This window comes from Neptunomonas japonica JAMM 1380 (assembly GCF_016592555.1).
In the GTDB taxonomy this organism is placed as follows: domain Bacteria; phylum Pseudomonadota; class Gammaproteobacteria; order Pseudomonadales; family Balneatricaceae; genus Neptunomonas; species Neptunomonas japonica_A.
This window is the reverse complement of the sequence record NZ_AP014546.1, coordinates 2094253-2120342: the sequence shown is the minus strand read 5'-3', so window position 1 is coordinate 2120342 and position 26090 is coordinate 2094253. Positions and strand designations below refer to the sequence as shown.

The 26090-nt window shown below is 43.3% G+C and carries 24 protein-coding genes; 4 read left to right on the top strand and 20 right to left on the bottom strand.

The annotated features are described in order from the left end of the window. Window positions 1-24: 24 nt before the first annotated feature. From NEJAP_RS09910 to NEJAP_RS09875, 8 genes are all read right to left on the bottom strand, one after another. Window positions 25-4833: an NAD-glutamate dehydrogenase gene (locus NEJAP_RS09910; RefSeq protein WP_201347092.1), complete on the bottom strand. Its 4809-nt coding sequence runs from the start codon at window positions 4831-4833 to the stop codon at window positions 25-27. A gap of 81 nt (window positions 4834-4914) precedes the next feature. Continuing rightward, entirely contained in the window at window positions 4915-5346 is a 432-nt protein-coding gene (locus NEJAP_RS09905; protein WP_201347091.1) for a universal stress protein, read from the bottom strand. 66 nt (window positions 5347-5412) lie between these two features. Continuing rightward, window positions 5413-8037, bottom strand: a complete 2625-nt coding sequence (locus NEJAP_RS09900; protein ID WP_201347090.1) for a TRAP transporter permease — start codon at window positions 8035-8037, stop codon at window positions 5413-5415. Window positions 8038-8112: 75 nt separating this feature from the next. Continuing rightward, complete coding sequence (locus NEJAP_RS09895; RefSeq protein ID WP_201347089.1) at window positions 8113-9096, bottom strand: TAXI family TRAP transporter solute-binding subunit; 984 nt, start codon at window positions 9094-9096, stop codon at window positions 8113-8115. 502 nt (window positions 9097-9598) lie between these two features. Beyond that, window positions 9599-10201, bottom strand: a complete 603-nt coding sequence (locus tag NEJAP_RS09890) for a transglutaminase-like domain-containing protein (protein WP_201347088.1) — start codon at window positions 10199-10201, stop codon at window positions 9599-9601. Beyond that, entirely contained in the window at window positions 10198-10560 is a 363-nt protein-coding gene (locus NEJAP_RS09885) for an MmcQ/YjbR family DNA-binding protein (protein ID WP_201347087.1), read from the bottom strand. Before NEJAP_RS09885 ends, NEJAP_RS09890 begins: the two co-directional genes overlap by 4 nt. After that, window positions 10561-10911 carry a hypothetical protein gene (locus NEJAP_RS09880; RefSeq protein ID WP_201347086.1) on the bottom strand — a complete coding sequence of 117 codons (351 nt, stop codon included), beginning with the start codon at window positions 10909-10911 and terminating at the stop codon, window positions 10561-10563. Window positions 10912-10984: 73 nt separating this feature from the next. Further along, complete coding sequence (locus NEJAP_RS09875; protein ID WP_201347085.1) at window positions 10985-11854, bottom strand: LysR substrate-binding domain-containing protein; 870 nt, start codon at window positions 11852-11854, stop codon at window positions 10985-10987. A 123-nt stretch (window positions 11855-11977) separates the two neighbouring features. Here NEJAP_RS09875 and NEJAP_RS09870 point away from each other — a divergent pair, with 123 nt between their 5' ends. Then, the gene (locus NEJAP_RS09870) at window positions 11978-13096 is read left to right on the top strand and encodes an S-(hydroxymethyl)glutathione dehydrogenase/class III alcohol dehydrogenase (RefSeq protein ID WP_236591139.1); all 1119 of its coding nucleotides are present in this window, start codon (window positions 11978-11980) and stop codon (window positions 13094-13096) included. A gap of 64 nt (window positions 13097-13160) precedes the next feature. Further along, complete coding sequence (gene fghA / locus NEJAP_RS09865; protein WP_329610898.1) at window positions 13161-14003, top strand: S-formylglutathione hydrolase; 843 nt, start codon at window positions 13161-13163, stop codon at window positions 14001-14003. A 198-nt stretch (window positions 14004-14201) separates the two neighbouring features. On the opposite strand, the gene NEJAP_RS09860 is transcribed toward fghA, so the two are convergent. The 5 genes from NEJAP_RS09860 to ectA form a co-directional block, all read right to left on the bottom strand. Further along, window positions 14202-14969, bottom strand: coding sequence for a hypothetical protein (locus tag NEJAP_RS09860; protein WP_201347084.1), 768 nt, complete (start codon window positions 14967-14969; stop codon window positions 14202-14204). A 335-nt stretch (window positions 14970-15304) separates the two neighbouring features. Further along, window positions 15305-16144 (bottom strand): ectoine hydroxylase, encoded by an 840-nt coding sequence (thpD, locus tag NEJAP_RS09855; RefSeq protein WP_236591138.1) that lies wholly within the window; start codon window positions 16142-16144, stop codon window positions 15305-15307. Between the two features lie 74 nt (window positions 16145-16218). After that, window positions 16219-16623: an ectoine synthase gene (locus tag NEJAP_RS09850; RefSeq protein WP_201347083.1), complete on the bottom strand. Its 405-nt coding sequence runs from the start codon at window positions 16621-16623 to the stop codon at window positions 16219-16221. Between the two features lie 47 nt (window positions 16624-16670). After that, the gene (gene ectB, locus NEJAP_RS09845; protein WP_201347082.1) at window positions 16671-17978 is read right to left on the bottom strand and encodes a diaminobutyrate--2-oxoglutarate transaminase; all 1308 of its coding nucleotides are present in this window, start codon (window positions 17976-17978) and stop codon (window positions 16671-16673) included. Between the two features lie 58 nt (window positions 17979-18036). After that, window positions 18037-18531 carry a diaminobutyrate acetyltransferase gene (ectA, locus tag NEJAP_RS09840; RefSeq protein ID WP_201347081.1) on the bottom strand — a complete coding sequence of 165 codons (495 nt, stop codon included), beginning with the start codon at window positions 18529-18531 and terminating at the stop codon, window positions 18037-18039. A 216-nt stretch (window positions 18532-18747) separates the two neighbouring features. Between ectA and NEJAP_RS09835 the strand changes: the two genes are divergently transcribed. Continuing rightward, window positions 18748-19242 (top strand): MarR family winged helix-turn-helix transcriptional regulator, encoded by a 495-nt coding sequence (locus NEJAP_RS09835; RefSeq protein ID WP_201347080.1) that lies wholly within the window; start codon window positions 18748-18750, stop codon window positions 19240-19242. Between the two features lie 92 nt (window positions 19243-19334). Here the strand turns inward: NEJAP_RS09835 and NEJAP_RS09830 are convergent, their stop codons facing one another. After that, window positions 19335-20255 (bottom strand): LysR family transcriptional regulator, encoded by a 921-nt coding sequence (locus NEJAP_RS09830; protein ID WP_201347079.1) that lies wholly within the window; start codon window positions 20253-20255, stop codon window positions 19335-19337. 144 nt (window positions 20256-20399) lie between these two features. Between NEJAP_RS09830 and NEJAP_RS09825 the strand changes: the two genes are divergently transcribed. Beyond that, complete coding sequence (locus NEJAP_RS09825) at window positions 20400-21329, top strand: NADP-dependent oxidoreductase (RefSeq protein ID WP_201347078.1); 930 nt, start codon at window positions 20400-20402, stop codon at window positions 21327-21329. A gap of 126 nt (window positions 21330-21455) precedes the next feature. On the opposite strand, the gene NEJAP_RS09820 is transcribed toward NEJAP_RS09825, so the two are convergent. The 6 genes from NEJAP_RS09820 to NEJAP_RS09795 form a co-directional block, all read right to left on the bottom strand. After that, the gene (locus tag NEJAP_RS09820) at window positions 21456-21722 is read right to left on the bottom strand and encodes a hypothetical protein (protein WP_201347077.1); all 267 of its coding nucleotides are present in this window, start codon (window positions 21720-21722) and stop codon (window positions 21456-21458) included. 1 nt (window position 21723) lies between these two features. Next, a complete protein-coding gene (locus NEJAP_RS09815; RefSeq protein ID WP_201347076.1) occupies window positions 21724-22407 on the bottom strand; it encodes a glutathione S-transferase in 684 nt (227 codons plus the stop codon). Window positions 22408-22414: 7 nt separating this feature from the next. Beyond that, a complete protein-coding gene (locus tag NEJAP_RS09810; protein ID WP_201347075.1) occupies window positions 22415-24664 on the bottom strand; it encodes a peptidase U32 family protein in 2250 nt (749 codons plus the stop codon). Window positions 24665-24892: 228 nt separating this feature from the next. After that, window positions 24893-25183, bottom strand: coding sequence for a hypothetical protein (locus NEJAP_RS09805; protein WP_201347074.1), 291 nt, complete (start codon window positions 25181-25183; stop codon window positions 24893-24895). 127 nt (window positions 25184-25310) lie between these two features. Beyond that, complete coding sequence (locus NEJAP_RS09800; protein ID WP_201347073.1) at window positions 25311-25682, bottom strand: hypothetical protein; 372 nt, start codon at window positions 25680-25682, stop codon at window positions 25311-25313. Window positions 25683-25718: 36 nt separating this feature from the next. Next, window positions 25719-26045 (bottom strand): monooxygenase, encoded by a 327-nt coding sequence (locus tag NEJAP_RS09795; protein WP_236590886.1) that lies wholly within the window; start codon window positions 26043-26045, stop codon window positions 25719-25721. Window positions 26046-26090: the final 45 nt, after the last annotated feature.

Below are 26090 nucleotides of genomic sequence, written 5' to 3'. Positions count from 1 at the left end.
CTGTCGTTATACCTTGAGTGAAGCTTAGCGTGCTTGCGCTAGTTCTTGTAGCTCACGAATAGCAACAGCGAAGATTGCTGAGTTGGGTTGTGATGAGCTACGGATTTCGCTTAGCAAATGCTGCCAGCGCTGCATTAGCTGATGGCGGTTCTGTAACCACTGTTTGACCAGAGCATCACCCTCTTCTTCATCTGTACCACTTTGCAATACGTTAACGGTAATCGCTTGCTGATGGTTTGTTAAGTCTTCACGGAAGCCGTCACGGGACATAGATTCCCAATGGCTATTTGTGTCGATCTCTTTGATCTGGTGATCAAACCAATGCAGTTCTAGGTTATCACCCAAAGCAAAGTGGATCTGAGCGACACGCTCCAGCGACTGCCCTGTTTGCTCAGTCGCTTGAATAATACTAAGCAATGAGTAGAGATTACCAGCCCCTGCAACAACCGCAGCTAACGAAGATGGAACACCGGCAGTAACAAGGTCGTCATGTTTTTGCTGCCAGCGTGCTCGTGGTTCTCCTTTTAATAAGTCAGATAACTGCTTACTAATCTGTAAACTACCAGGACGGAATTGAGATACGGCTGCACTTACATCAATTTTTGGTCGTTGGTGACGCAAGAACCAATAAGTAGCACGACGAATCAAGCGTATTAGGTCACCCATCATTTGCTGCTGTAAAGCAGAAGACACTTGGTTATCGAGTGCTTCAATTTCTTCCCACAGCTGATCAATACCAAATACATCGCGAGCGATAACAAAGGCTGCTGCGACATCAGCTAAGCTCGCACCACTGATCTGGCAAAGGCGCTCAGTAAAGGTAATCCCCATACTGTTGACCATATTGTTGGCTACTTGTGTGGCGATAATTTCGCCACGTAGGCGGTGATCTTCAATTTCTTGGCCAAAGTCGTTCACTAAGCGTTGCGGGAACGCCGTTAAAATTGCACGGCTTAAGTACTCATCTTGAGTAATAGAAGAAACATTGAGCTTCTCTTTTAGCTCACCCTTAGTGTATGAGATTAGTACAGAAAGCTCCGGACGTGTTAAACCTTCTCCTGATGCTTTACGTGCTTGTAACACTTCATCTGATGGGATAAATTCAAGCTCACGATCTAGTTTGCCTTCTGACTCTAAACGGTTGATAAGTAATATGTATTCATCCATAGAGCGGCGTGCATGAGCATGCGCAACACTAATGGCTTGTGCTTGTTTGTAGTTGTTCTTTAATACCAGAATACCCACTTCGTCAGTCATTTCGCGTAGTAAGGCGTTACGCTGCTTAACAGTCAAATCACCATTAGCGACGACTTCATTTAATAGAATTTTGATATTCACTTCATGGTCAGAACAATCTACACCACCGGCATTGTCGATAAAGTCAGTATTTGATTTACCGCCATGCAAGCAGAACTCGATACGCCCTAGCTGTGTAAATCCAAGATTTCCGCCTTCGCCCAATACTTTGCAACGTAGTTGGTTACCATTAATACGTAAGCTGTCATTGGCTTTGTCGCCCACTTCAGCATGCGTTTCATGGGTTGCTTTAACATAGGTGCCTATACCGCCGTTCCAAATTAGATCAACAGGTGCTTTTAGTAACGCAGTTAACAAATCATTAGGAGATAAGCGGTCTTCGCTGATATCAAAACGGGTTTTCATTTGTGGTGTGATATCAATCCATTTAGATGAACGAGAGAATAGCCCGCCACCGTTTGAAATGAGATCGGCGTTATAGTCTTCCCAGCTTGAACGAGGTAACGCAAAGAGCCGCTCTCTTTCAATAAAGCTGCTGGCTGCATCAGGCGTTGGATCGATAAAGATATGTAAATGGTTGAAGGCTGCACAAAGCTGGATCGTCTCAGATAACAGCATACCATTACCAAAAACATCTCCTGCCATATCACCAACTGCAACAACACTAAACTCTTCAGTTTGCGTATCTAGTCCGAGCTCACGAAAGTGCAGCTTGACTGATTCCCATGCACCACGTGCGGTAATGCCCATGCCTTTGTGGTCGTAACCTTGTGAGCCGCCTGAAGCAAAGGCATCTCCCAACCAAAAGCCACGTTCTTCTGCAATTTCATTGGCAATATCAGAAAAAGTTGCTGTGCCTTTATCGGCAGCGACTACAAAGTACGGGTCATCTTCATCGTGACGCACCACATCAATAGGAGGAACAACGGCGCCGCCTACTAGATTGTCAGTAATATCCAGTAAGGCGCTGATAAAGATCTGGTAGCTAGCAATACCTTCGGCCATCCATGCTTCACGGTCACCGTTGGTGGGTAGTTTCTTAGCAACAAACCCGCCCTTAGCACCCACAGGTACAATGACGGAGTTTTTAACTTGCTGCGCTTTAACGAGCCCAAGTACTTCGGTACGATAATCCTCTAAACGATCAGACCAACGTAAACCTCCGCGGGCAACTTTTCCACCACGCAAGTGCACACCTTCAACTCTTGCCGAGTAGACGAAAACTTCGAACATTGGGCGTGGTAGTGGCATGTCATTAATGGCATGCGGGTTAAGTTTAAAGGCAAAGTAGTCTTTAAATTCACCCTTTTCATCTTGCTTAAAGTAGCTAGTACGAAGTGTCGCTTTTATTAGTTCAAGGAAGCGACGTAGAATCTGGTCTTCATTGATATTAGCTACTTTGTCGAGTGCATCTATAATGCTGCTTTCAATACGATCAGCTAAAGCACTTACTTTAGCGCTGCCTTGGCGGCCAGGCTCTAATCTTGCTCTAAAGAGTGCAACGAGCAATTTAGTGACCTGAATGTGGCGTGCTAATGTGCCCGCAATATAAGGCTGTGAAAAAGCAAAGCGTATCTGTTTGCTATAACGCGCATAAGCACGCAGCATAGATACTTCACGCCAGCTAAGGTTAGCGCCAATGACGAGGTGGTTGAACTCGTCATTCTCTGCGTTACCGCTCCATATGTTAGCAAAAGCATTGTGAAAAACATCTTTTACTTCATCCAGTACGACGGTCTCTGAGCCTTGATAAATGAGGGTGAAATCATGGATCCAAAAAACATCCCCATCACTTCTTTGTACTGCATAAGGATGCTCGCCTACGACCTGCATGCCGAGGTTTTCTAGTACAGGAATGACATCGGAAAGTATTAAAGGCTGCCCTGCATTAAACAGTTTAAAGCGCAGAATATCTTGGCTTTGCTCTAGTACACGATAAAAGCTCATCGTGACAGGCGTGCTCTCGTTAAGCTCTTCGATACGCTGGATATCAAACACCGCGCTAGTCACTTTGAAGTGCTCGCGATAAGCGCTGTTAAAAGCGTTACGGTAACTATTTTGTAAATAGTTACCCTGCTCTTCACCGCAAGAATCCATTAGTGCTGTGTGCAGTTCGTCTCCCCAGTCACGAGAGACATTAATAATCTCAGTTTCAAGCTCAGCTAGGTTAACTTCAACGGGCTTATCTGGATCTAGGCGTAGTACGAACTGCACTCTTGCAAGGATGGATTCACTAAAAGTTGTGGTGAATTCAGCCTCGCTTGATACGCAGGCTTTAGAAAGGATTTCCTGCACCTGCACTCGAAGTGCGGTATTAAAAATATCACGTGGTACGTAGTATAAAAATGTAGCAAATTGGTTACAACGATCTTGGCGATACAGTAAGCGAATACGGCGTCGATCATGCAAGCTAAAGACACCCATCGATAACGCAAGAAGCTCTTCTTCACTTGAGAGTATCAACTCATCACGCGGAAGATCGTTCATGATCTGCATTAACTCTTTGCCATTATGACTACGACGATCAAAACCTGAACGCTTAAGCACGTTTTTAGCTTTGCGATGCATGACAGGAATAATGGCGATCGACTCTGAGTAAACAGGTGACGTGTAAAGGCCAAAGAAACGGCATTTCCCGATTACGTTACCTTGTTCATCAAAACGTTTAATAATAACGCGGTCCATATACGCTGGACGGTGCACACGTGAATAATGTGCATCTTTTGCAAACATGATGATGCTTGGTTCTAGTAAGAACGCTTGCTCTGCTGCTCGCAGTTCATCAAAAGCTCGCTCATTGGGCTCGCCTGATTGCTTGATTTTCAATATGCCCAGCTCACTGTCTGGAATGCAGCTTACCGTACCGTTTGCAATGCTTATTTCGTCATAGCCCAAAAAGGTGAAGCGATCATTAAGCATCCATTTTAGAAACGCTTTAGCATCCTCTTCTTGGTCACCCTTCTGCGAAGATAGCTCATCGAGTAAAGCGTGAGCACGTGTTTGCATTTTAGGGAAGTCATCTACAACGATATGCACTTGGTCAAGCACCTGTTGCAACGAAGCGAGGATTGCTTTGAGTTCTGTGGCATCGCTGGTGCGGTCTACTTCAAGATAAATTAATGCTTCAGCATGGGCTGTTTTATCTGTGGAGTTGCTTAATTTTACTAACTTATCGCCGTCACGCTGAGTGAAAATAATTTCGTTATGGATGGTGTGGATCACCAGGCCGCGACGGTTAAGTTCCATGCGAACTGAATCGACAAGGAACGGCATGTCTGACTGTAGAATCTCAATAACAGTGTGCTGAGCTCGCCAACCATGTTGTTCTAAATCAGGGTTGTGAACGTGTACTTTCGGTTGCTCAGCGTTAAAACTTTGTAAGAACTGCCAACAAGATAATGTTGCACCGTATAAGTTATCTAGCGAGCGCTCACTAAGCTCTTCTTTTGTCGTCGCTTGATAATATTGTTGTGCAAAATTACTAACAGCATCAATGCTATCAGCAGGTAATTTTGAGTTCAGGAGGTCGATCAGTGGAGCCAGCAAAGGATTATTGTTGGATGCTAGTTCAGACATGTTTATTTATTTTTTAACCCAGTTAGGATGATTGGTTTAGCTCTGTGGCAACGCCTACGGTAGTTGCCACAGAGCTCATGATTAATCTTTCAATAACAATACAGAACATTTAGCGCGCTCAGCTACTCGTGCAGATACTGAACCCAGTAAAAATTCATCAATTTTAGAGCGATGGTGAGCGGGCATAATAACCAAATTAATCTCTTTTGAAGAGATATAATGAACAATTATTTCTGCCGGCGAACCTTCATATACACGTAGTGTAGGCTGTATTTCAGAAGGCACCACTTTATGTGCATATTCTTGTAGCTTACGCGCTACTTCTTTTACTGCTTTCTTGTGATCTTTCTCACTAAAGTAAGATGCAACAAATGCATTAGTGAACCCAGGAACAACAGTAATCATGTGTAATTCTGATCCCTCCTCTTGCACTTCACGTAACGCCAATTTTAGCGCTTGATCAGCAAAAGCCGGTTCATTTAAATCAATGGGGACGAGTACTTTTTTAAACATCGCTCATACCTCTTACAAGACAGAGACCCTCGCTGCTGCAGCGAGGGCACTTCTGTGTTTACAATTTTAGTTAGCATGCACAGGGGTGGCGTTTTCAGCTGTAGGTTTTTTACGGCGACGCTGCATTAAAACAATCAGTGCAAATAAAACGAGTGCGGGTATATAAATCCACTGTTTAGCAGGTTGTGACTGTGGTATTTCTACTCCAGTAATCACCTGATCAAAAACCAGCCCTGCTTTTTCTGCTGGGCTGTCATAGCCAACATAATCAATCACTGTTTTACCTTTACTACTTATTAGAGCTAAACCGGCTGAATCCAAACGAGCTGCACCATCATCACCCTCACCTAGTGATACGCGTGCCATAAAGGATCGTTGGTTACCTACATCATCTTCACCATCAACCCAGAGGCGTAATGGCGTACCTGACTCAATTGAACCGGCGGCTTGCACCAACTCAGCCGGCGCAATTTGTTGATGAGGCGGCACCATTTGGTCCATCCAAAAACCCGGACGAAACAGCGAGAAAGCAACCAAGATCAATAGAGCTGATTCATACCAGCGGTTGCGCACAATAAAGAAACCTTGCGTCGCGGCGGTAAAGATCAGTATTGCAATGGTAGCAACAATGAAGGTTTGTATACCCTGCAGCCAAGTGACATCGATCAACAATAGATCTGTGTTGAAAATGAATAAGAAAGGCAGAACGGCAGTACGTAAGCTGTAGTTAAATGCTACAAAGCCGGTACGGATAGGATCACCACCCGATACAGCGGCGGCCGCAAACGATGCTAAGCCAACAGGAGGTGTAACATCAGCCATAATGCCGAAGTAAAACACAAACAGGTGAACGGCGATCAATGGGACGATTAAACCAGAGTCTTGTCCTAATGAGACAACCACTGGGGCTAATAATGATGACACAACAATATAGTTAGCAGTGGTTGGTAATCCCATACCCAGTATTAGACTCAGTACGGCTGTTAGCATGAGCATGAGTAACAAGTTACCCATCGAGAGAATCTCAACCAGATCCGCCAGCACAGAACCAACACCGGTTTGCGATACAGCACCGACAATAATACCGGCAGTCGCTGTCGCAATACCGATGCCTATCATGTTACGTGCACCGACAATAAGACCGTCAACTAGCTCGTTAGCACCTTTGCGTAATTGAGTGCCTACATTGTCCTTCTGGCGGAAAAACGCCATGAGTGGGCGTTGTGTCACTAAGATCACCACCATCAATACCGTTGCCCAAAATGCAGACAGTCCTGGCGATAAACGCTCAATCATCAAGCACCACACGAGTACAACCACTGGCAGCAAGAAATGCAGCCCAGATTTTACCGTAGGGCCCACCTCAGGAAGCTGAATCATCGGTGACTGAGGGTCATCCAGTTGAAGGTCAGGCACAGAAGAGGCAAAACGTACGAGGTAAAGGTAAACAACGGTGAGTAATGCGGCAATAACCCAGCCAGCAGATGCACCAAAGGTCGGTTTAATCCAACCAATGCCGTAATAGACTACTGCTGCAATAACCGCTGTCACGATAAAGCCAGTAAGCAGTCCGATAATACGAAGATGCCAAGGTTTGATAGCGCCACGACGCGGTAAGCCCTGCATATCAAGCTTAAGTGCTTCAAGATGCACAATGTAAACAAGTGCAATATAAGAGATCAGGGCAGGTAAAAACGCATGCGTAATGACTTGAACATAAGAGATGCCCACATACTCCACCATTAAGAACGCGGCGGCGCCCATGACAGGTGGCATAATTTGCCCGTTGACTGAAGAGGCTACTTCTACGGCACCAGCTTTTTCAGATGAAAAGCCAACACGTTTCATCATTGGAATGGTGAATGTACCCGTAGTGACTACGTTAGCAATAGATGATCCTGAGATAAGACCGGTAAGGCCTGATGCAACAACGGCTGCTTTTGCAGGGCCACCGCGCATATGTCCTAGTAGGGAGAACGCAACTTGGATGAAGTAGTTACCTGCACCAGCTTTATCGAGCAAGGCACCAAATAAAACAAACAGGAATACAAAACCAGATGACACCCCAAGCGCAATACCAAAAACGCCTTCAGTTGTTAGCCACTGGTGATTAACAAGCTCTTTAAGTGTAACGCCTTTGTGGGCAATGATATCCGGCATATAAGGGCCAGCCAACGAATACGTTAAAAACACAATAGCCACAATCATTAAGGGTGGACCAAGTGTTCTGCGTGCCGCTTCCAGCAAGAGTAATAGACCAGCAATAGAGACGACTAAGTCTTGGGTGTTAGGAAGGCCTGGACGGCTAACCAACTGCTCATAAAATAGGAAAATATAGGAGGCGCAAAAAGCAGCAATAACGCTGAGTAGCATGTCGTTAATGGGTACACGATGGTGTGGAGAGTTGGCTAAGGCTGGATAAGCCGTAAATGCAAGAAACATCGCGAAGCCCAAATGTATAGCGCGGACTTCGGTGTCGTTAAAGATGCCAAAACTGCCAATGATAGGCCAGTCATAAAAAGGTAGTGGAGATGCTATCCATAGCTGAAAAAGTGACCAAAATAATGCGGTACCTAAAAGTAGCTTACCTTGCCAGCCGTGCGGAATACGTGCGCCGGTATCACTGGCGGCGACCATGTCCTGCAGTTCTTTTTCATTGAGTTCAGTTTGCTTACTGTTCAAGTTCGTCATATTCAGCTCCCAGAATTGGAATCAGGAATAAGAAAAAAGAGGTGCTAAGCACCTCTTCATATGGCTAGTGATAAATTACATCCAGCCTTTTTCTTTGTAGTAACGAACCGCACCTTCATGCAAAGGAGCAGACAGACCGTTAGCGATCATATCTTTAGGGTTTAGGTTAGCAAAAGCCGGGTGTAGCTTTTTAAAGCGTGCAAAGTTATCAAATACAGACTTAACAACAAGGTAAACAGTATCAGCATCAACCTTAGCAGATGTCACCATAGTGGCAGCATTACCGAAAGTTAGTACGTCAGCTTCAGACCCTTTATACATGCCGCCTTTAATCGTTGCAGGGGCATAGTAAGCATTTTCTGAAATAAGCTTGTCGATAATAGCGCCAGTTACAGGTATCACTTTAGCGTCACAAGATGTCGTTGCTTCTTTGATTGCGCCCGATGGGTGACCAACCGAGTAAATCATGACATCAATTTTGTTATCACAAAGTGCCTGAGCCTGCTCTGATGCTTTTAGTTCTGCTGCTAGCTTGAACGAATCACGCGTCCAGCCTTTTTTATCCATCAGAACTTCCATTGTACCGCGAGTACCAGAACCTGGGTTTTGCAGGTTAACACGCTTACCTACGAGGTCATCGAAAGATTCAACACCAGCATCTGCACGAGCTACAACGGTGAAAGGCTCGTTATGAACCGCGAATAGTGCACGTAGATCTTTAAATGCGCCCTGCTCTTCAAATGATTTATGAGTTGTGCCTTTTAGTGCATAGTTCTGCCAGTCAGACTGCGCCATTCCCATGTCCTGCTGACCCTGACGGATAGCATTAATGTTAGCAACAGAGCCGCCAGTAGATGGTGCAGTACATTTAATGCCGTGCTCATCAGTTCCACGGTTAACCAGACGACAGATAGACTGACCAACAACGTAATAAACCCCTGTCTGACCACCGGTACCGATAGTTACGTAGGTTTGTTCTGCAGCCACGGCGCCAAAAGAAGCGGAGAGGCCTACAGCTGAGGACAGAAGCGTAGTAGCAAGTTTACTTTTAAGAGACATGGTAATCCTTCTTATCGTTATGTTCCCATAAGGGAGTTGCGTGAAGTCATCTGAGTCGTACGAAATACGGACTAAACGCTGTACAGCAAATGCCTAACAGCATGACCCCTGTTTCCTACGTTGAGGAAGTTAGTACAACATACGAGAAACAAGGTGACTAGAAGACCCCCTTCCATGCCAATTAAACCTCCTAGCGTGCCATATTCGCTATTTAGTGCATTGCTGGCCCGTAATTAATGCTGTTTCAAGCGTTTACACTCTGTAAAAGCATTGTTAGCGACCATTGTTCACAAACGCGCTAACACTTATGTTCATGAGTGCCCTTTCCTTTGGAAGAAAATACGCTGCCTGGTTAAGTGTAATCTCTTGCTAGGATTGCCCGAATGCCCCAAATAAAGTGAACCACTACCAATCCCACCATGTTGATAAAGATAAATTCATAAATAAAAAAGAGTTAATGAGGCAGGAAGGTAAAAGCACCCGCTGCGCTACAAATAAAGAGTCAGCATATGCTCTTGCGTGACTTGTCTGTAGGTAATGTCTCTATATCCGGCAGGTTGTCTGCTACTTCTTGATAGCTTTTTAATGAGAGCGCTTTAATAATAGCAGGATGAGGCTGGGCCCATATTTCAGGCAGGTCAGCTTCACCTTGAGTAATAATGGGATACGCGAGCTTTTCTATTGGTGGACAAAACTGTGCAGATACACCTTCTTTGTTGCCTCTTGCATCAAGACGGTACCAGCCGAATTTCTCAAGATACACGGCATTAAGGCCGTGCAAACAAAAGGGTGATTTATCATTAGTAATGGTCAAGCGCTGGTAGCACAAACCTGCGGGAATCTTATTAGCACGTAGCAAGGCTGCCAGCAAATGACTCTTGGCATAGCAATAGCCTGTTTCGTGTGTAAGAACATCAGAGGCCTTGCAGGTCACGGGATCCATTTTATAATCCCAGCTGTGTTTGATTTCATCCCTAACAAACTCAAAACATGCTCTGGTAATTGCCTCTGGATGACTAAGCCCTTCTGCTAAATGGCTAGCTTTGGCAATAATCTCAGGTGCTAGCCAGTCAATATATTCGCTGGGTTCTAAATATCTATTCATTCGCTTTCAGTCCATTGATTTTGTATTTTTTTAGGCAAGCCACTCATTGCTTTTTGATAAGACCATAACACCAGTTGTTTCAGGTATTCTTCATCCATTGTTTGTGCATTGATGATAGTAACCCAGTGAAAACGGTGCATGTATCTGGCGGGCTTTATGCCCGCTTGGTCAGTGAGTTCAAGAAATCTTTCGGGTGTCACTCTAACACTGAAGCGCCATATTTCAGGCTCACTTGTTTTAAAATAGGCGTACTTCTTTTGCCCAACCGAGAAGGACAAAATGTTGGAGGGGTGCTTGCCTTCTTGCTCAGTTGCACCCGCAAAAGATTGGCAGTAGCTTTTTAACTGAGCAGTGTTCACCTACCACTCGCGCCACTGTTCTGTTATGTCGTCTTCGTAGTCGTGCCCCGCGTGTTGAATCACCAAGCTGACTAATGCGCAAAAGTCTTCTTGCTGATGCGCTTCAAGTAGTTGCTTCTCGTGTTTTTCATTAATCATATTAAGTGTTTTTACTAGTCGCTCTACTTGAGTGGATATCCACGAAAAATCTGATTTTTGCTCGCTGCTATCAACCGTATTAATAAAAGCAGTTAGAATTTCATCACACTCATCAACATCTTTCTTTAAATATGCTGGCTCATCGTCATCTTCGATGAAGTCGTACATCCAGTGAAGTAGATATTTCTTTTTTTCTTCTATTCCTGCATTCATTTCTAACGTTTTCCGGTAATAGTAAATAGTCAGTCAATTATGATAGGGAATACTAATAAGTCCTACCAATTTATCAATCTAGGTGCTCATGCAAATAATCTACCAAGACCCTTACCTTGGGAGAAAGGTGTCTGTTATGTGGGTACAGCGCCCAAACCCCTTCGTCTGATGGCTGGTGGTTTGTTAACAGCGCTATTAATTCACCCGTTTGAATATGCTCTTGCACGTAGTAATCAGGTAATTGAACAATACCTAAACCTTTTAAAGCGGCATCCAATAGAGCAACACCGCTGTTGTAATTAAGCCGCCCATGTATTTTAACGTTTCGCTCTTGTCGATTATCCTGAAAACGCCAGTACTCCAGAGTGCCTTGTAAGCAGTTATGATGTTCTAACTCTGATATGAGATGAGGCTCGCCATGAGTAGAAAGGTAATCATGTGATGCGCACACATATAAGCGACGCGATGAGAGTCGTTTTGCCATCATGCTAGAGTCTTCAAGCTTCCCTAGACGTATTGCCAAGTCAAAGCCGCTTTCAATCAGGTCAACTTTTTGATTGGTAAACGTACAATGAACAGCAAGATCAGAATACTGGCTCACAAAATCATTAATCAAGGGTGCTATTTTGCTCTCGCCGTAGGTGGTTGGTGCAGTAATTCTTAATTTACCTCGCGGGGCGCTTTGTAAATTACTTAAGGCTCGTTCAGCGTTTTCTAATCCGTCTAATACTTGGCGACAGTGTTGGTAATAGATCTCCCCTGCTTCTGTTACCGCAACCTTGCGGGTTGTCCGGTAAAACAGCTTGGTGGCTAATCTGCTTTCTAGAGCACTCACCTGTCGGCTTACCTGAGCTGTCGAGATTCCAAGTTGTTTAGCCGCAGCAGTGAAGCTCTCTTTTTCGGCTACAGCAACAAACTCTGATACACCTTCCCAATTAAACATTATTACCAGCTCGTAAAAGTGATTTGATAAAACAATAGATTATCATTTATTAGGAAACAACTAGAATCTACTTATCAGTTTTTAAAAGACAACCAGATAAGAGAGTAAGTCATGAGCGGAAATATTATTAAATCAAAAGCGGCAGTTGCTTGGGCTGCAGGCCAGCCTCTTTCTATTGAGGAAGTCGATGTTATGCCTCCTCAAAAGGGTGAAGTACGCGTACGTATACTTGCATCTGGTGTCTGCCATACCGATGCCTTTACCCTTTCCGGTGAAGACCCAGAAGGTATTTTCCCTGCCATTTTGGGTCACGAAGGTGGTGGTATTGTTGAATCAATTGGCGAAGGTGTGACCAGTGTTGCTGTCGGTGATCATGTTATCCCTCTTTACACGCCAGAGTGCGGTGAATGTAAATTCTGTAAATCAGGTAAAACAAACCTTTGCCAACAGATTCGTGAAACACAGGGTAAAGGTTTGATGCCTGACGGTACGACACGCTTCTCTATAAATGGACAGCCTATATACCATTATATGGGCTGCTCTACTTTTTCTGAGTACACAGTGCTGCCAGAAATATCGTTAGCTAAAGTCAATAAAACAGCACCGCTAGAAGAAGTGTGCTTGTTGGGCTGCGGTGTAACGACGGGCATGGGCGCGGTAATGAATACTGCTAAGGTTGAGGAAGGCGCAACGGTTGCCATCTTTGGTATTGGTGGCATCGGTTTATCTGCAGTTATCGGTGCAACCATGGCAAAAGCCAGCCGCATCATTGCTGTTGATATTAATGAAAGCAAATTCGATTTAGCACGTCAGCTCGGGGCTACTGATTGCATTAACCCAAAAGATTATGACAAACCTATTCAAGAAGTGATCGTCGACCTTACGGATGGCGGCGTTGATTACTCATTCGAATGTATTGGTAATGTTGATGTCATGCGCTCAGCTTTAGAGTGCTGCCATAAAGGCTGGGGAGAGTCTGTCATTATTGGTGTGGCTGGTGCAGGCCAAGAGATTTCTACTCGCCCTTTCCAGTTGGTCACTGGGCGAGTCTGGCGTGGTACCGCCTTTGGCGGTGTTAAGGGCCGTACAGAATTACCTGAATACGTTGAGCGTTATTTGAAAGGTGAGTTCAAACTGGATCATTTCATCACTCATACGATGGGCTTGGAAGGTATTAATGAAGCTTTTGATCTGATGCATGAAGGTAAAAGTATTCGTACTGTAATTCACTTCGATAAATAACTGAGCTAATGCGGCGGCCTTTTGTAAAGGGATAACCCTATAAAAAGGCCGTACGGAGTCCTGTATGACAATAGAAAATCTTAGTCGCAATAAAAGCTTTGGTGGCTGGAACAAGCAGTATAGCCACCACTCAACAAGCTTGAATTGCCAGATGCGCTTTGCTATTTACTTGCCGCCTCAAACCCTAACGGGTGCCAAGGTGCCTGTGTTGTATTGGTTATCTGGTCTCACCTGTAGTGATGAAAACTTTATGCAAAAAGCCAATGCTCAGCGTATTGCTGCTGAACTGGGTATTGCCATTGTTGCGCCGGATACTAGCCCTCGTGGTGACGATGTTGCAGATGAGGATAGCTACGATCTAGGCAAAGGTGCTGGCTTTTATGTTAATGCCACACAAGAGCCGTGGAAGAGCCACTACCAAATGTACGACTACGTCGTATCAGAGCTTCCGGCTCTTATTGAAAAGACTTTCCCGGTGACTTCGCAGCGAGCCATCTCCGGGCACTCTATGGGGGGACACGGCGCACTAACTATCGCTATGCGCAACCCAGAGCGATATAGCTCTGTCTCTGCATTTAGTCCAATCAACAATCCGATGAACTGCCCGTGGGGTGAGAAAGCATTCTCTGCTTACCTAGGGAAGGACAAAGAGACATGGCGCCAGCACGATGCTAGTGAACTGATGAAATCAGCAACACAGTTATTGCCAGCGTTGGTTGATCAGGGCGAAGCTGATGATTTTTTAGCTACACAGCTAAAGCCTGAAGCTTTGATAGCTGCAAGCCAAGTAAGTGGCTACCCGTTACAGCTTCGCCACCATGAAGGCTATGACCACAGCTACTACTTTATCGCTAGTTTTATTGAAGAGCATTTACGCTTTCATAATGAGTATTTGAAAGCGATGTAAGTTTTTTAGTCAGCACTCAGGAGCTATTAGGTCAGAGAGTGCTGACTAGTTTTTGGTTATAGAGGCATATAAATGTTGCTACTTACTTGTTATCGCAGCAGTGATTTCTGGAATGATAGCCATTAATCCGTCATGAAGCGCAGGACCGCTCACTGCTATATCCTCTACCAAACTGTCATATCGGTGGTAAGAAAAAAACTATCCATCTGCAGATCCGAACCTTTGAACACCGTAAGGCTCCATAGTTTTACCATTATAAATAATGACAGTAGCCTCAACAAGTCTATTAAAGGCGTTAAGCGGCCCGGGTGCTCTGTAAAAAGCGACTGGGATAACCTGAATAAGAAGGTCCGCATCAACAGTTTCTAAATTTTTATCAGTAACATTTATATGATTTGGCCCGCCTGATGTTAAGGTTGGCCAGCGCAGTTTAGGAACATCATTTAGCTGATCGTTAATGATAATAACATTCAATCCTTTGCTCTCTAATGAAGTTTTAATACCTTCTATAAAATCTCGACTGAAGTTTAATTCAGGGTTTGCTTCGGACAATATTTCATGAAAGTTTGTAGCTCTCTTTTGTGTTTTTTCTGCTTGTTGTTGTAGCAGTGCACCCGCAATACTTGCGACCGCTCCAGCTGCGGCGGCATCAGTAGCGGTTTGGCTTATAGCTACTTGGCTAGCAGTTACTGAATCGATAGTGGCTTTCATATCGCTGCTTGTTAAGGGTGAGGCTGGCCGTTTTGGTAAATCAAAAAAAGGAGCATAAAGACCTTCAGGTGATGGTAAAGAATTGCCTACTAGGGCTAGAGTTCTCATAGGTGGAATATTAACAAGGGCTACGCTTTTTGCGTTTATTAACTTAGTTGCATCAATAGTTGGAGGTGTGGCGCAGCCAGCTAAACTCGATAGCAAGGCTAATAGAATTACGTTCCGACATTTAAAGCGCTTAATAAAATCATTCATAATATTTATAGACCGACTTAAATAAACCGTACGAGAATTATCCGCATGGTTTTAGTTGTGTTTAAGGATCAATTGGTAGTCACTACATACTGAGCGGGCAGCTTGAAGTGGAGTACTTAGAATGGAGTAACTAATGAGGCGAAATACCTGAAAAGAAATCGCCATCCATAGCAATTAATTGCGCTTATTAAATGTTAACAGCGAGTAAATATCAATAGCATAACTATAAGATGTTTTATAAGTAATCTAGATGATGGCGCAGCATGAGAGTCTAATTGTAAATGGAATGTATCGGAGCCGATTCAATGCTCCGATTATCCTATTTAGTTATGCATTCAAGGCAGAGGTTTTATATGCTCACGGCTACAGATGTATTCCGGCCTTGGTGGCTGCTCACAAAAAGGTGAAGCCACCTGGTTGCTGACAGCGTTATAGACAAAAAATACGTTTGAGCGTGGTTCAGGTGAGATGTTGCCGTTGGATCCGTGCATAGTATTGCAATCAAATATAATGACGCTGCCTGGTTTACACTTGGCCGACACAATACCGCCCTTATTAACCATATCTTCTAGTTGCGTATCTGAAGGCACGCCATACTCTTGCTTCTTGAGAGATGCTTCATAATGGTTATCCGGCGTCTCCCCTTCGCAAGCGGCATACTGTAGATGAGAGCCTGGGATCAACATTAATGGGCCGTTATATTCAAAGTTCTCAGTTAGAGTAATCGACATACTAAGCGCTCGCATTCGAGGCATTCCATCCTCTACATGCCAAGTCTCAAAGTCAGAATGCCAATAGAACTCTTTGCCCCGAAAGCCTGGTTTATAGTTCAGTCTGGACTGGTGAATATAAACCTCATCATTGAGGATATAGCGCGCTAGATCAGCCAGGCGCTTATCTGCTGCCAAGGCTTTAAAAATTGGGCTGCTTTCATGTATACGAAAAATTGAGCGTACATCACCGCTTTCTGGTTCGGTGATCGTTTCTCCGGGTGCTACCGTGGCTGTACTGCCACGTAACCGCTCTAATTCCTGTTGAAATGCTAGTACTTCAGATTCTGAAAACACGCCTTCCAATAGCATGAAACCCTTCTCAGCATAATGTGTAATCTGCTGCTCAGGAATCGGGGCTTCTTTACCTTGCGAGGCATAAACGGTTGGGTCTTGGCGCTCAATAAATTGAGCGCCCCCCCTGACGAGAAGGATAAATATCAGCCGTTTTCTCTAGACTTCTCATACAAATACTCCACTTAAGCTGATATTGCCTCGGCTTCTAATTCGTATGCGCCCTCTGCGTTATGGACCTCTTTACCACTGAGTGGAGGGTTAAATACACAGGCCATCTTCATCTCTTCAAAAGCACGCAGAATATGCTTGTCATGCTTATCAAGTATGTAGAGCGTACCCCGCTTAATTGGATACTTCTTTCCATCAGCCAAGGTTTCTACCTCGCCTTCACCCGATATGCAGTACACAGATTCCAGGTGATTTTGATAATGCATCTGAAAATCGGCACCCTTATAAATAGTGGTGATATGAAAGGAGAAACCCATATTGTCATCTTTGAGCAGCATTCGAGTGCTCTCCCAGTTACCGTCTGGGGATACAATTCTACGATTACTCTGCTCTGCCGATATTAAGTCGCGTACGATCATTTTTTTTCCTTTTAAATTATTCTATTCCATCTCTGCTAGTGACTTGATTAGCTAGCAATATCTACCGGGTCAAAGTACTTCTTCTGTTCCGGAATTGAGTCTTCTTTAGCGCACACTTCTTGAATAGCTTCTTCAAGAATATCAATGCCTTTAACTAGGTTTTTCATTTCAATAGTTAGAGGACAAAGCAGCTTAACAACCTGGTCGTCTGCACCGCTGGTTTCGATCATCATTCCTTTTTGGAAGGCTTTTTTAGTGATTTTTCCAGCAAGCTCACCGTTAACACAGTTAATCCCCTGGAACATACCGCGGCCGCGAGTACTGAAATTGTCGTTACCGTATTTGTTAATGATTGCTGCCAAGCGATCAGCTACATAGCGCCCTTTGGTTTGGACTTCTTTGGCAAACGTATCATCAGACCAGTAGTGATCAATTGCGGCTTTTGCTGTCACAAAAGCAAAGTTATTACCACGAAAAGTGCCGTTATGCTCACCGGGTTTCCATAGATCTAATTCAGGCTTAAACAAGACAACTGCAAATGGTAATCCGTAGCCGCCTAAGGATTTAGACAGCGTAACAATATCTGGTTTGATTCCGGCTTGCTCAAAACTAAAGTAAGTACCTGTGCGGCCACAACCTGCTTGGATGTCATCGACTATTAGCAGTACTTTGTGCTTCTTGCATACTTGGTCAAGGCTTTTGAGCCACTCAAGATCGGCTGCATTGATACCACCCTCACCCTGAACAGTTTCTACAATGACAGCTGCTGGAAGGTCAATACCGCTGCTGGAATCACTCAATACTTTATCTAGGTAGACGGTGGTATCAATATCATCACCTAGATAGCCGTCATAGGGCATACGGCTGACGCCACTTAGGCTTACACCGGCAGCGCCTCGGTGGTGTGAGTTGCCGGTAGCCGCTAGCGCTCCCATGCTGACACCATGGAATCCGTTAGTGAAACTGATTACATTTTCACGTCCAGTAATGTTGCGAGCCAATTTTAAGGCCGCTTCAACCGCATTGGTGCCCGTAGGACCCGTGAATTGCATCACATAATTGAGATCACGAGGCTTAAGAATTTTTTCGTTGAACGCCTCCATAAACTCGCCTTTTGCTTTGGTATGCAAATCAAGTCCGTGGGTGATGCCGTCGCTATGGATGTAGTCCAGTAGTTTTTCTTTAAATATCGGATTGTTATGGCCGTAGTTTAGTGTGCCAGCACCTGCTAGAAAATCTAAATATTGGGTGCCGTCTTCGTCGTAAAGGAATTCGCCTTGGGCTTTGTTAAAGATGCGAGGAAACGAACGGGCATAGGATTGAACCTCAGATTCAATCTCTTCAAAAATTTTCATAATAGTGCTCTTGATAATTGGTTGATAATAAGTGTAATTTCGTTAGAAAGGCTAAGTATTAACGCGATAGAGGCCCGATACGAGCGAGAAGCTCAGAGTCATGTTCGTCGTTGAAGTGCATAGCTCGGTCGAACATAACGGAACGCTCAACAGGAGCGCTAAAGTGCTCAGCTAAGCTGCTAAATAGCGCCCAGGATGCGTCATTGCTTTCAGTAATTGTTGTTTCAATATGAGTGATTGACACGTTTTCTTCTCGCTCCAATAAGCTTCGCAGCATTTTTCCACCAACCCCATTGCCACGGGCTTTAGAGCTTACAGCGACCTGCCAAATAAAAAGAGTCTCTGGAGACTGCGGCTTAATGTAGCCACTGATAAACCCAAGTGTTTCTTCATTGCTTTCAGCAATAATGGAAGTCTCTGAGAAATGGCTACACTGCAGGAGGTTGCAATAGCATGAGTTGCTATCCAATTCGGGTGTGCGAGTAATTAATTGATGAACAGAAGTGCCATCTTCAGCAGTAGGTTTGCGTAAAGTTACGCCTGAAAAATCCATTGAATTCCGAATATTTAGTATTTGATATATTTAGTGTTACGAATTACTTATATATTATGTACATACTAAAACGCGCTATACAACCCTGAATGCGGTTATATTTTGAGCAAAGAGGCATGTTATTTAATTTGTAATGCAAACAAATACTATTAAACAATAGATAAAAGACAAAGGTATACGTAGAATTACCCAACAAATATAAGCACTGAGAAATTGATGGAAAACAGCCAAAAAGCACTCGTACTGCTACGCCAGATCATTCGCTCAACCGACATGCAGGTAAAAGAAATCAGTAGCAGAACAGGGCTTACCCCACCGCAACTTATGGTAATGCAAACATTGCGTGAAAGTGGCCAACTCACCTCAGGAGAACTTGCTAAAGAGATAGTGCTCACTCAGGCCACGGTCACAAGTATTTTGGACCGTCTTGAAAAAAAGGAATTAATCGCGCGTGAGCGCGGTACTAACGATAAACGAAAAGTGTGGGTTAGTCTTACCGATGAAGGCGCTGACTTAATGAAAGGGGCTCCAACAACACAGCAGGATATCTTTTTACGGCACTTTGATGACATCCAAGACTGGGAGCAATCAATGGTCGTGGCTAGCCTTGAACGAGTCGCTTTCATGCTAAATGCGCAGCACTTAAATGCGGCACCCGTATTGGATATTGGCCAGCTCGATCGTGAGCAGAATGAAGATTTAGAAGTCTAAATAACTCATTGAATTTGCAGTAAAAATATATGATTATTTATGCTAATCATTGAAAGCTGACATATTAAAATACTATTATTCTTTGGAGAAGACTAACTATTGGCTTCTCCATAACTAATGCTCAGTTCTGATATTAGCTCACTCAATATGCCCCTTAGCCATTCTAGTCCGACGTCTCGATCGTTACGAGTGTGCCACGCTATGGATATAGACGCTGGTGGGATTGCTAGCGGTACAGGCTTTACAATGACCTCTCCCCTTATGGCTGCATTTGCAACAACAGGGTAAGGCAAAACAGTAATCAAATTTGACCCACGTATTATTTCTACAGCACCAGAGAAACTGTTAACGGTCATCGCTATACGCCGCTGCAAACCTTGTTTCTCTAACTCAGAGTCAACGATACCTTTTGCATCCCCCGATAAGGATACAAATAGATGGTCGTGGCTAATAAATCGCCCGAGCGTTAACGCAGAGCTAGCTAACTCATGCCCAGGACGCATTAAACAAACAAAGTGGTTATCAAGTATCCACTTACTATGAATCAAAGGGTTTGAGCCTGGGTAGTAATCTAATACTAAGTCTACATCCGCATCGAGCAAGAGCTGCTCTCCATCCGCTTTATAGGGCACTGCATGTATATCGATACCAGGAGCATGTTTTTCGATATGCTTGCGTAGAGGAAGCCATAATATGCCTGTCATACCGTCCGTTAATGCAATTCTAAATTGCCGTTTCGCATAAAGAGGAACAAAATTAGCGGGAGTAATGGCGTACTGGATTTCAGCGAGTGGTGGTGATACCTGTTGCCACAGTTTTTCTGCATAAGGGGTAGGACGTACTCCACGGCCGTGCTTAACAAAGAGCGGGTCTTTCCAATAATGGCGCATTCTAGCGATAGCATTCGACACCGAAGGCTGAGTCATAGATAAACGCTCAGCGGCTGCAGTAACAGACTGCTCAGTCATGATCGCATCAAACATCACAATTAAGTTTAAATCGGCTTTAGACATAACTGCTCCCCGTTCACTCTTTTTAAAATTATCTAAATCATCACAAAAATCAATGAGTGCTATATTAACTATAAATTATAAAGAATGAATAGCTTCTGTGAAACTTTATCTCAACATCAAATGACTCATTAAGAGATAAACACCATGAAAGCAGCATTTATTACTCAATACGGTAGCGATTCAAAAATTACGCTAGGCGACCTTCCGACTCCTGCCTACTTATCTACCCAAGTACTAATCAAAGTAAGTGCAGCAGGTGTTAATCCAGTTGATTTCCATGTTCGTAACGGCACGCTAGCTGACTCAAATACTCATACTCTTCCATTGATTTTAGGTTGGGATGCTGCCGGCATAATTGCTCATGTAGGTGACGATGTTGATCATCTAAAGGTAGGTGACGAAGTGTTTGTCTTTTCTCCTATTGCTCAACAAGGTACATATGCTGAGTTTTTGGCTGTTGATGCCAACTTGGTAGCTATAAAACCAACGGCGTTAAGTATGACTGAAAGCGCTGGTGTGCCGTTGGCAGCGCTGACAGCACTGCAAGGGCTTATGGCTGGGCAGCTCAAAAAAGACCAAAGCGTTCTGATTTTAGGTGGCTCTGGTGGTGTGGGTGGTTTTGCGATTCAAATTGCCAAATCCATTGGGGCTCATGTAATCACTACTGCTTCAGCTAAAAATGAGGAATATGTTAAGAGCTTAGGTGCTGATGAGGTTATCGACTACAAAAGCGTAGAGTTTGATGATGTTGTAAAAAATATTGATGTGGTTTTTGTCACAGCCAATGGCAATGATGTAGTGGCGCGATCGCTACAGATCACTAAAAAAGGAGGTTACGTAGTATCAACACTAGATGATATTGATACCAGTGTTGCTGAGGCGTCTGGTGTGAACTTCAGCCGTATGTGGGTCCACCCTAATAGCAGCCATTTAGAGGAGATTCGCGAATTGATTGATAACAAAAAAATCATAGTGAAAATTGACTCAGTTTACCCTTTGGCTCAGGCAAACGACGCAGTACTCAAAAGCGAGAGTAATCGAGCCGTCGGTAAAATTATTATAAACATGGAATAAAAGGCTACTGATTTATATATAACAATTTCCCACGCCAGAAAGAGTGGCGCTCTTTAGCTTGCTCTTTCTCTTATTAGTTAATAATTGCGAGCTAGAAGCGTAACCACTTTCTATACAAGCATCTGTTTAATGTTCTGAAAATGCCAGCTTAGTACCCAGCATGGCAAAACTGGCTGAAAAAGTGCGTTGGATATACTTCATAGCTTTAGGTGAACTAACAACATATCGACTGACTTTATTTGCTAGCAATCCATACCCAATAAAGACCAATAACGTTAATGCCATAAACACTCCACCTAGTAATAACATACCGAGTAATGGGGTGTTTGTATTTTGTGGGATAAATAGATGTATAAAGCCAAAGTTAGGCCCCGCTTGTGCTGACATAAACATGTCATCCGCCAAATAAAGACTCTTCGTGATTATCTAACCATAGCGGATGCTTGAACATGGCTTGTGCATATAGCCTACTTTGTAGATGACTGTTAAGCCAGCGCTGTAAATGCGTATAAGGGCCTTGCAAATAGAGTTGCCGATTCACTTTGGAAAACTGCCGAACAAAGGGAAGTAACGCATAATCAAGCAAGCTTAGAGTATCTCCCATTAAAAATTCATGGCGGCTTAAGCGCAGCTCTAGCGTCTGAACAAAAGGCTCGCATGCTAAGCGGTACTGCTCTTGAGTATCTTCGTGAAAACGTTTGGCGTGCTTGTATAGCTCTAAGTTTGGTTTAAATTTTTTGTCGTTTTCTTCAATGATTTTTAGCATTTCAGGCAGTGCTGATTCATGCTGAGAATAGAGTAAATCATGTGGGTCATTACTATTAAGTGCCCATAACATAATGTCTAAGCTTTCATCTATAATGCTTTGATTATTATAGCTTAATTTTAGATTTTCTTTGTTATTTTCGAATACTAAAACAGGCACCGTGCCTTTAGGTGAGGCTGCTAGCATCTCCTCAGGTTTGTTCTTCATGACGATAGGCCGTAGCCTAACAGACTGCTGGGATAATAATATCGCCAATCTTGCACGCATCGCATACGGGCAGTTTTGCAATGAGTACAAAATTGGCAGTGTCATAGTTATTTTATAAGCCTTGGCTGTATTGTGCGTTGGTCGATACAGTAATCATATTACTTAACTGTTGCTGGGCTAGCTCATCACCTTTTAAGAAGTTTTCAAAGTGCGTTACCAATTGCGCTTTGTCTTGTTCCGCTTTTGAGCCAGCACCAATGTTGGTGAGATCAATAAAGAACTCATCAAATAGATCAGCCAGATCATTTACAACATCGAAGTTCAAGAACTGCTCATCGTTGTAGATGCTTGGATAGCCGCCCTTCTGTTTATCAATAGCGAAAGACACGCCTTTTACATTAGTAATGGTGGTGGCTTTTTCGCACTTGAGCATACAGCCATCTTCGATACTAGGTTTTTTACAGCCCACGGTTTGCTGGAAGAAACACTGGCGGCTGGTCATCATCAGGATTGGGTGATAAATACTGTAGAGCATTTTGAAGTTATCCGGACGCGCAATATTCTTAATTTGCATGCGGTTAATTTCATTCGAGATAAATGCTCCCGCGCAGTTTAACTCTTCTTTAAATGTTAATAATGCGTAGGAGTTAGTCGTATTCAAAAATGGCCCCGCAATCCACTCGATGTCCATCTCAAATGCTTTGTACGCCACGCCTGTATTGTTACTAACGATACGCGCCGGGCGAATTTCTTCAAGCAGCCTTACCGATTCGTCGTAATCTTTACCGATTAACACTGCAGGGAACCACGGAATCAGCTGCGGGTTGCGCTTAAAAATATCGATATGTTTATTGCAGTCTTTTTTCCAGCTTTCTGGTAACTTGAAATACACATCAGCAGTCGTTAAGTCACACAGGTGTAGGTCTTTTTCATCAGCAATTAAGATCGACATAGTCGGCTTGCCGGGTGCTTTTTTGTGCTTCTCTAATGGTGCTACTTCAACCTGCGGAATAATTTTCACTGAATTATTAAGTAATAACGCAGCTTGGTTTTTAAGTTCAGTTAATTCTTTAAACGGCAAACTAAGCGCTTCGCCTAATCCATCACAATCAAAAGACTCAACCGTATAATCACTAATCGCGAAGTTTTTAAAGCGCTTTTCTAAAGCTGCTTGGTCGATAGTTAGCTTTGTTGCTGGGCTAAGTGATGATGTGGTTTGTAGCGTATAGACCTTATCGTTATCGCCAACGGTCATGGTTAAGCATAAAGGCTCATCCAACTTGCCAGAAAAAGCTAGTGCCAAAGGTTGCTTCGCAATGCTAAGGTATTTAATTTTATCGGCAAGCTCTACCCCAAGATCATTTCTCTGAGCATATAGCTCTTCTCTTGCTTCTTGGACCTGCACCACAGAAATAGCATTACTTTTTTCAACCGCATGATGAACACTGTAATCACGAGGATTGTCGATAAACATATCCTTAGTGAGATTCCCCTTTAAGAATGAGTTCGTGAAGTCGCGGTTAAATACACGATGTAAGTTAGAGTCATCAGCTAACAACTTGCCTGTATCAACAAATTCATTAATTTGCTTACGCCACGTATCAACGACGGTATAAACATAATGAGCGCCTTTGATACGGCCTTCTATTTTCAATGAATCTACTTGGGCATCGACTAACTCTGGTAAATCAAAATAGGCCGAATTATCTTTCAGGTTTAATGGGAAACGATTACCCGCAGCGGTTATCTCATATTCATCACGACACGCCTGGCTACAACGTCCCCGATTGCCTGAGTTACCTACGCTTACCGAGCTGGAATAACACTGTCCAGAAAAGGCAATACATAAGGAGCCATGTACGAACACTTCTGTCAGTACATCGTGCTCATGTGCTAGCGCCGTGAGTGATTTGATTTCAGGTAGGTTTAGCTCGCGTGATAAGTTAACGCGTGATGCACCAATCTTTGCTAAGAATAGAATTTGGCCTTCGTTATGCGTCGTTACCTGCGTTGATGCGTGGATATCAAGTGTTGGAAAGTGTTTCTTAACGAGGTTAAAAACACCTAAATCCTGAACAATGATGCCATCGATACCGGAATTCACCAGCTTATTAAGCAGCTTGATCATCCCAGGGATTTCGTGTTCAAGGATGACGACGTTTAAGGTCAAAAACACTTCGCAATCGTATTTGTGTGCTAAACGTAAGATGCCGGTTAAGTCTTCAAAAGAGAGATTGGTGGCACGGTTCCGGGCGTTGAAGGTATCTAAACCGCAATAAACGGCATTGGCGCCAGCAATAACAGCGGCTTTAATGGCTTCAACATCCCCACCGGGTGCTAATAATTCAATCTTTCTACTCATTGTTGCGAACTCACTTTAATCTAGATACTTACGTACAGGCGGGTTTAACGCGGAATTTTAACGGGAACGAATCAGTAATGCTATTGATAACCCATTTATACGAAATGTCATGTTTTTAGTGTGGTTAAGCAGAGTTGATAAGTGGTGCTATCTCATCAACTTGATTTAGTCATTATTTTATTGTTTAAACTATTTTGTTTTCTCTATCTACACCTAAAAAACCTAAACCTATAGAAGCCCTAACTCATCAAAAGTTTTATTGAAATCTCTTAGTTGCTCGTCTCCACGGTCGTACTCTGCTTGCCACAGTACGTCTTTATAATCTTGTCTTGTACGCTGTATCGTGTTCTTTAGTGATGTGATATCGCCTTTTGCTAGGTAAATAATAGAGCGAATCATTTTGTCACTAATGCGCCAGTTTGTAGCGGCGTATAAAGCTTCAACTTCATCTTTAGCAAAAGGCATTTCTGATCCAAAATCTAACGTCAATTTGTGTTGAATATCTATTGCGATTTCCATCTTATAAACCTAGTTATGACACGCTTTGATTAAGTAATAACAGTAGTTTACAGAATTTACTATGTGCTACCTACCGACAACTTTATCATTCACCTATTGGGGTTCGTATAAGTAACACACCATTTACCTACTGCTTCTTGAGCTGCAAATAACTCATAACTGAAAGCAAAGTAAAAAATGCGGGGTCGCTCCAACCAAAGCCAGTGAAGATGCCTGTTATGCCTGCATACAACGTAATAACAACGCCTACTATATTTGAGATAAGTAGAGCAAAGAATAATTTTTTAGCTAATTGCCCTACTTCTATATCTCTTAGTTGATAACTTATTACCCCAATCCCACCAAGAAAAATACTGGTATGTTGTGATAAGAAAAAAGCATACTTGTCATTCAACTCAACACCGTACATTGGCCATACCGTTTGCGGCATAAAAAACAGGGCTAAAGCAAATACAACATAAATTGCACTATGTATGGTTAGAAATATTCTATTATTCATCGTCTTTCTCCTACATCCTGATTAGTTATTAAGTGACTAAGGTTTATCAATAGAGAGTTTCTCAATCGGCCCTTGATTAATTATGGATAAAGAACTATTCACATCAAAGACTTTCCCTCTGACCTCTGCTATTCCCATCTCTTTTAAACGTGCGGTATGCATGGCTAAATAAGCATTAGCAGACGCCTTATCTTCAAAAAGATAGATACCACCGCCTAACTTATCCTGTTCGCTTTCAGTCCAAATTTTCCAAATCATGCCCGGCTCATGGTTAATTGATTCTGCTAAGCTAGTTAGCATTCCTGCCATTTCTTCGCCAAATGGGCCTGAGTAATCAAAATCTACTTGCAATAATATGCTCATCATCTTCTCCAACTATTTCGTTTATTCAAGAGTTAATAAGTAAGT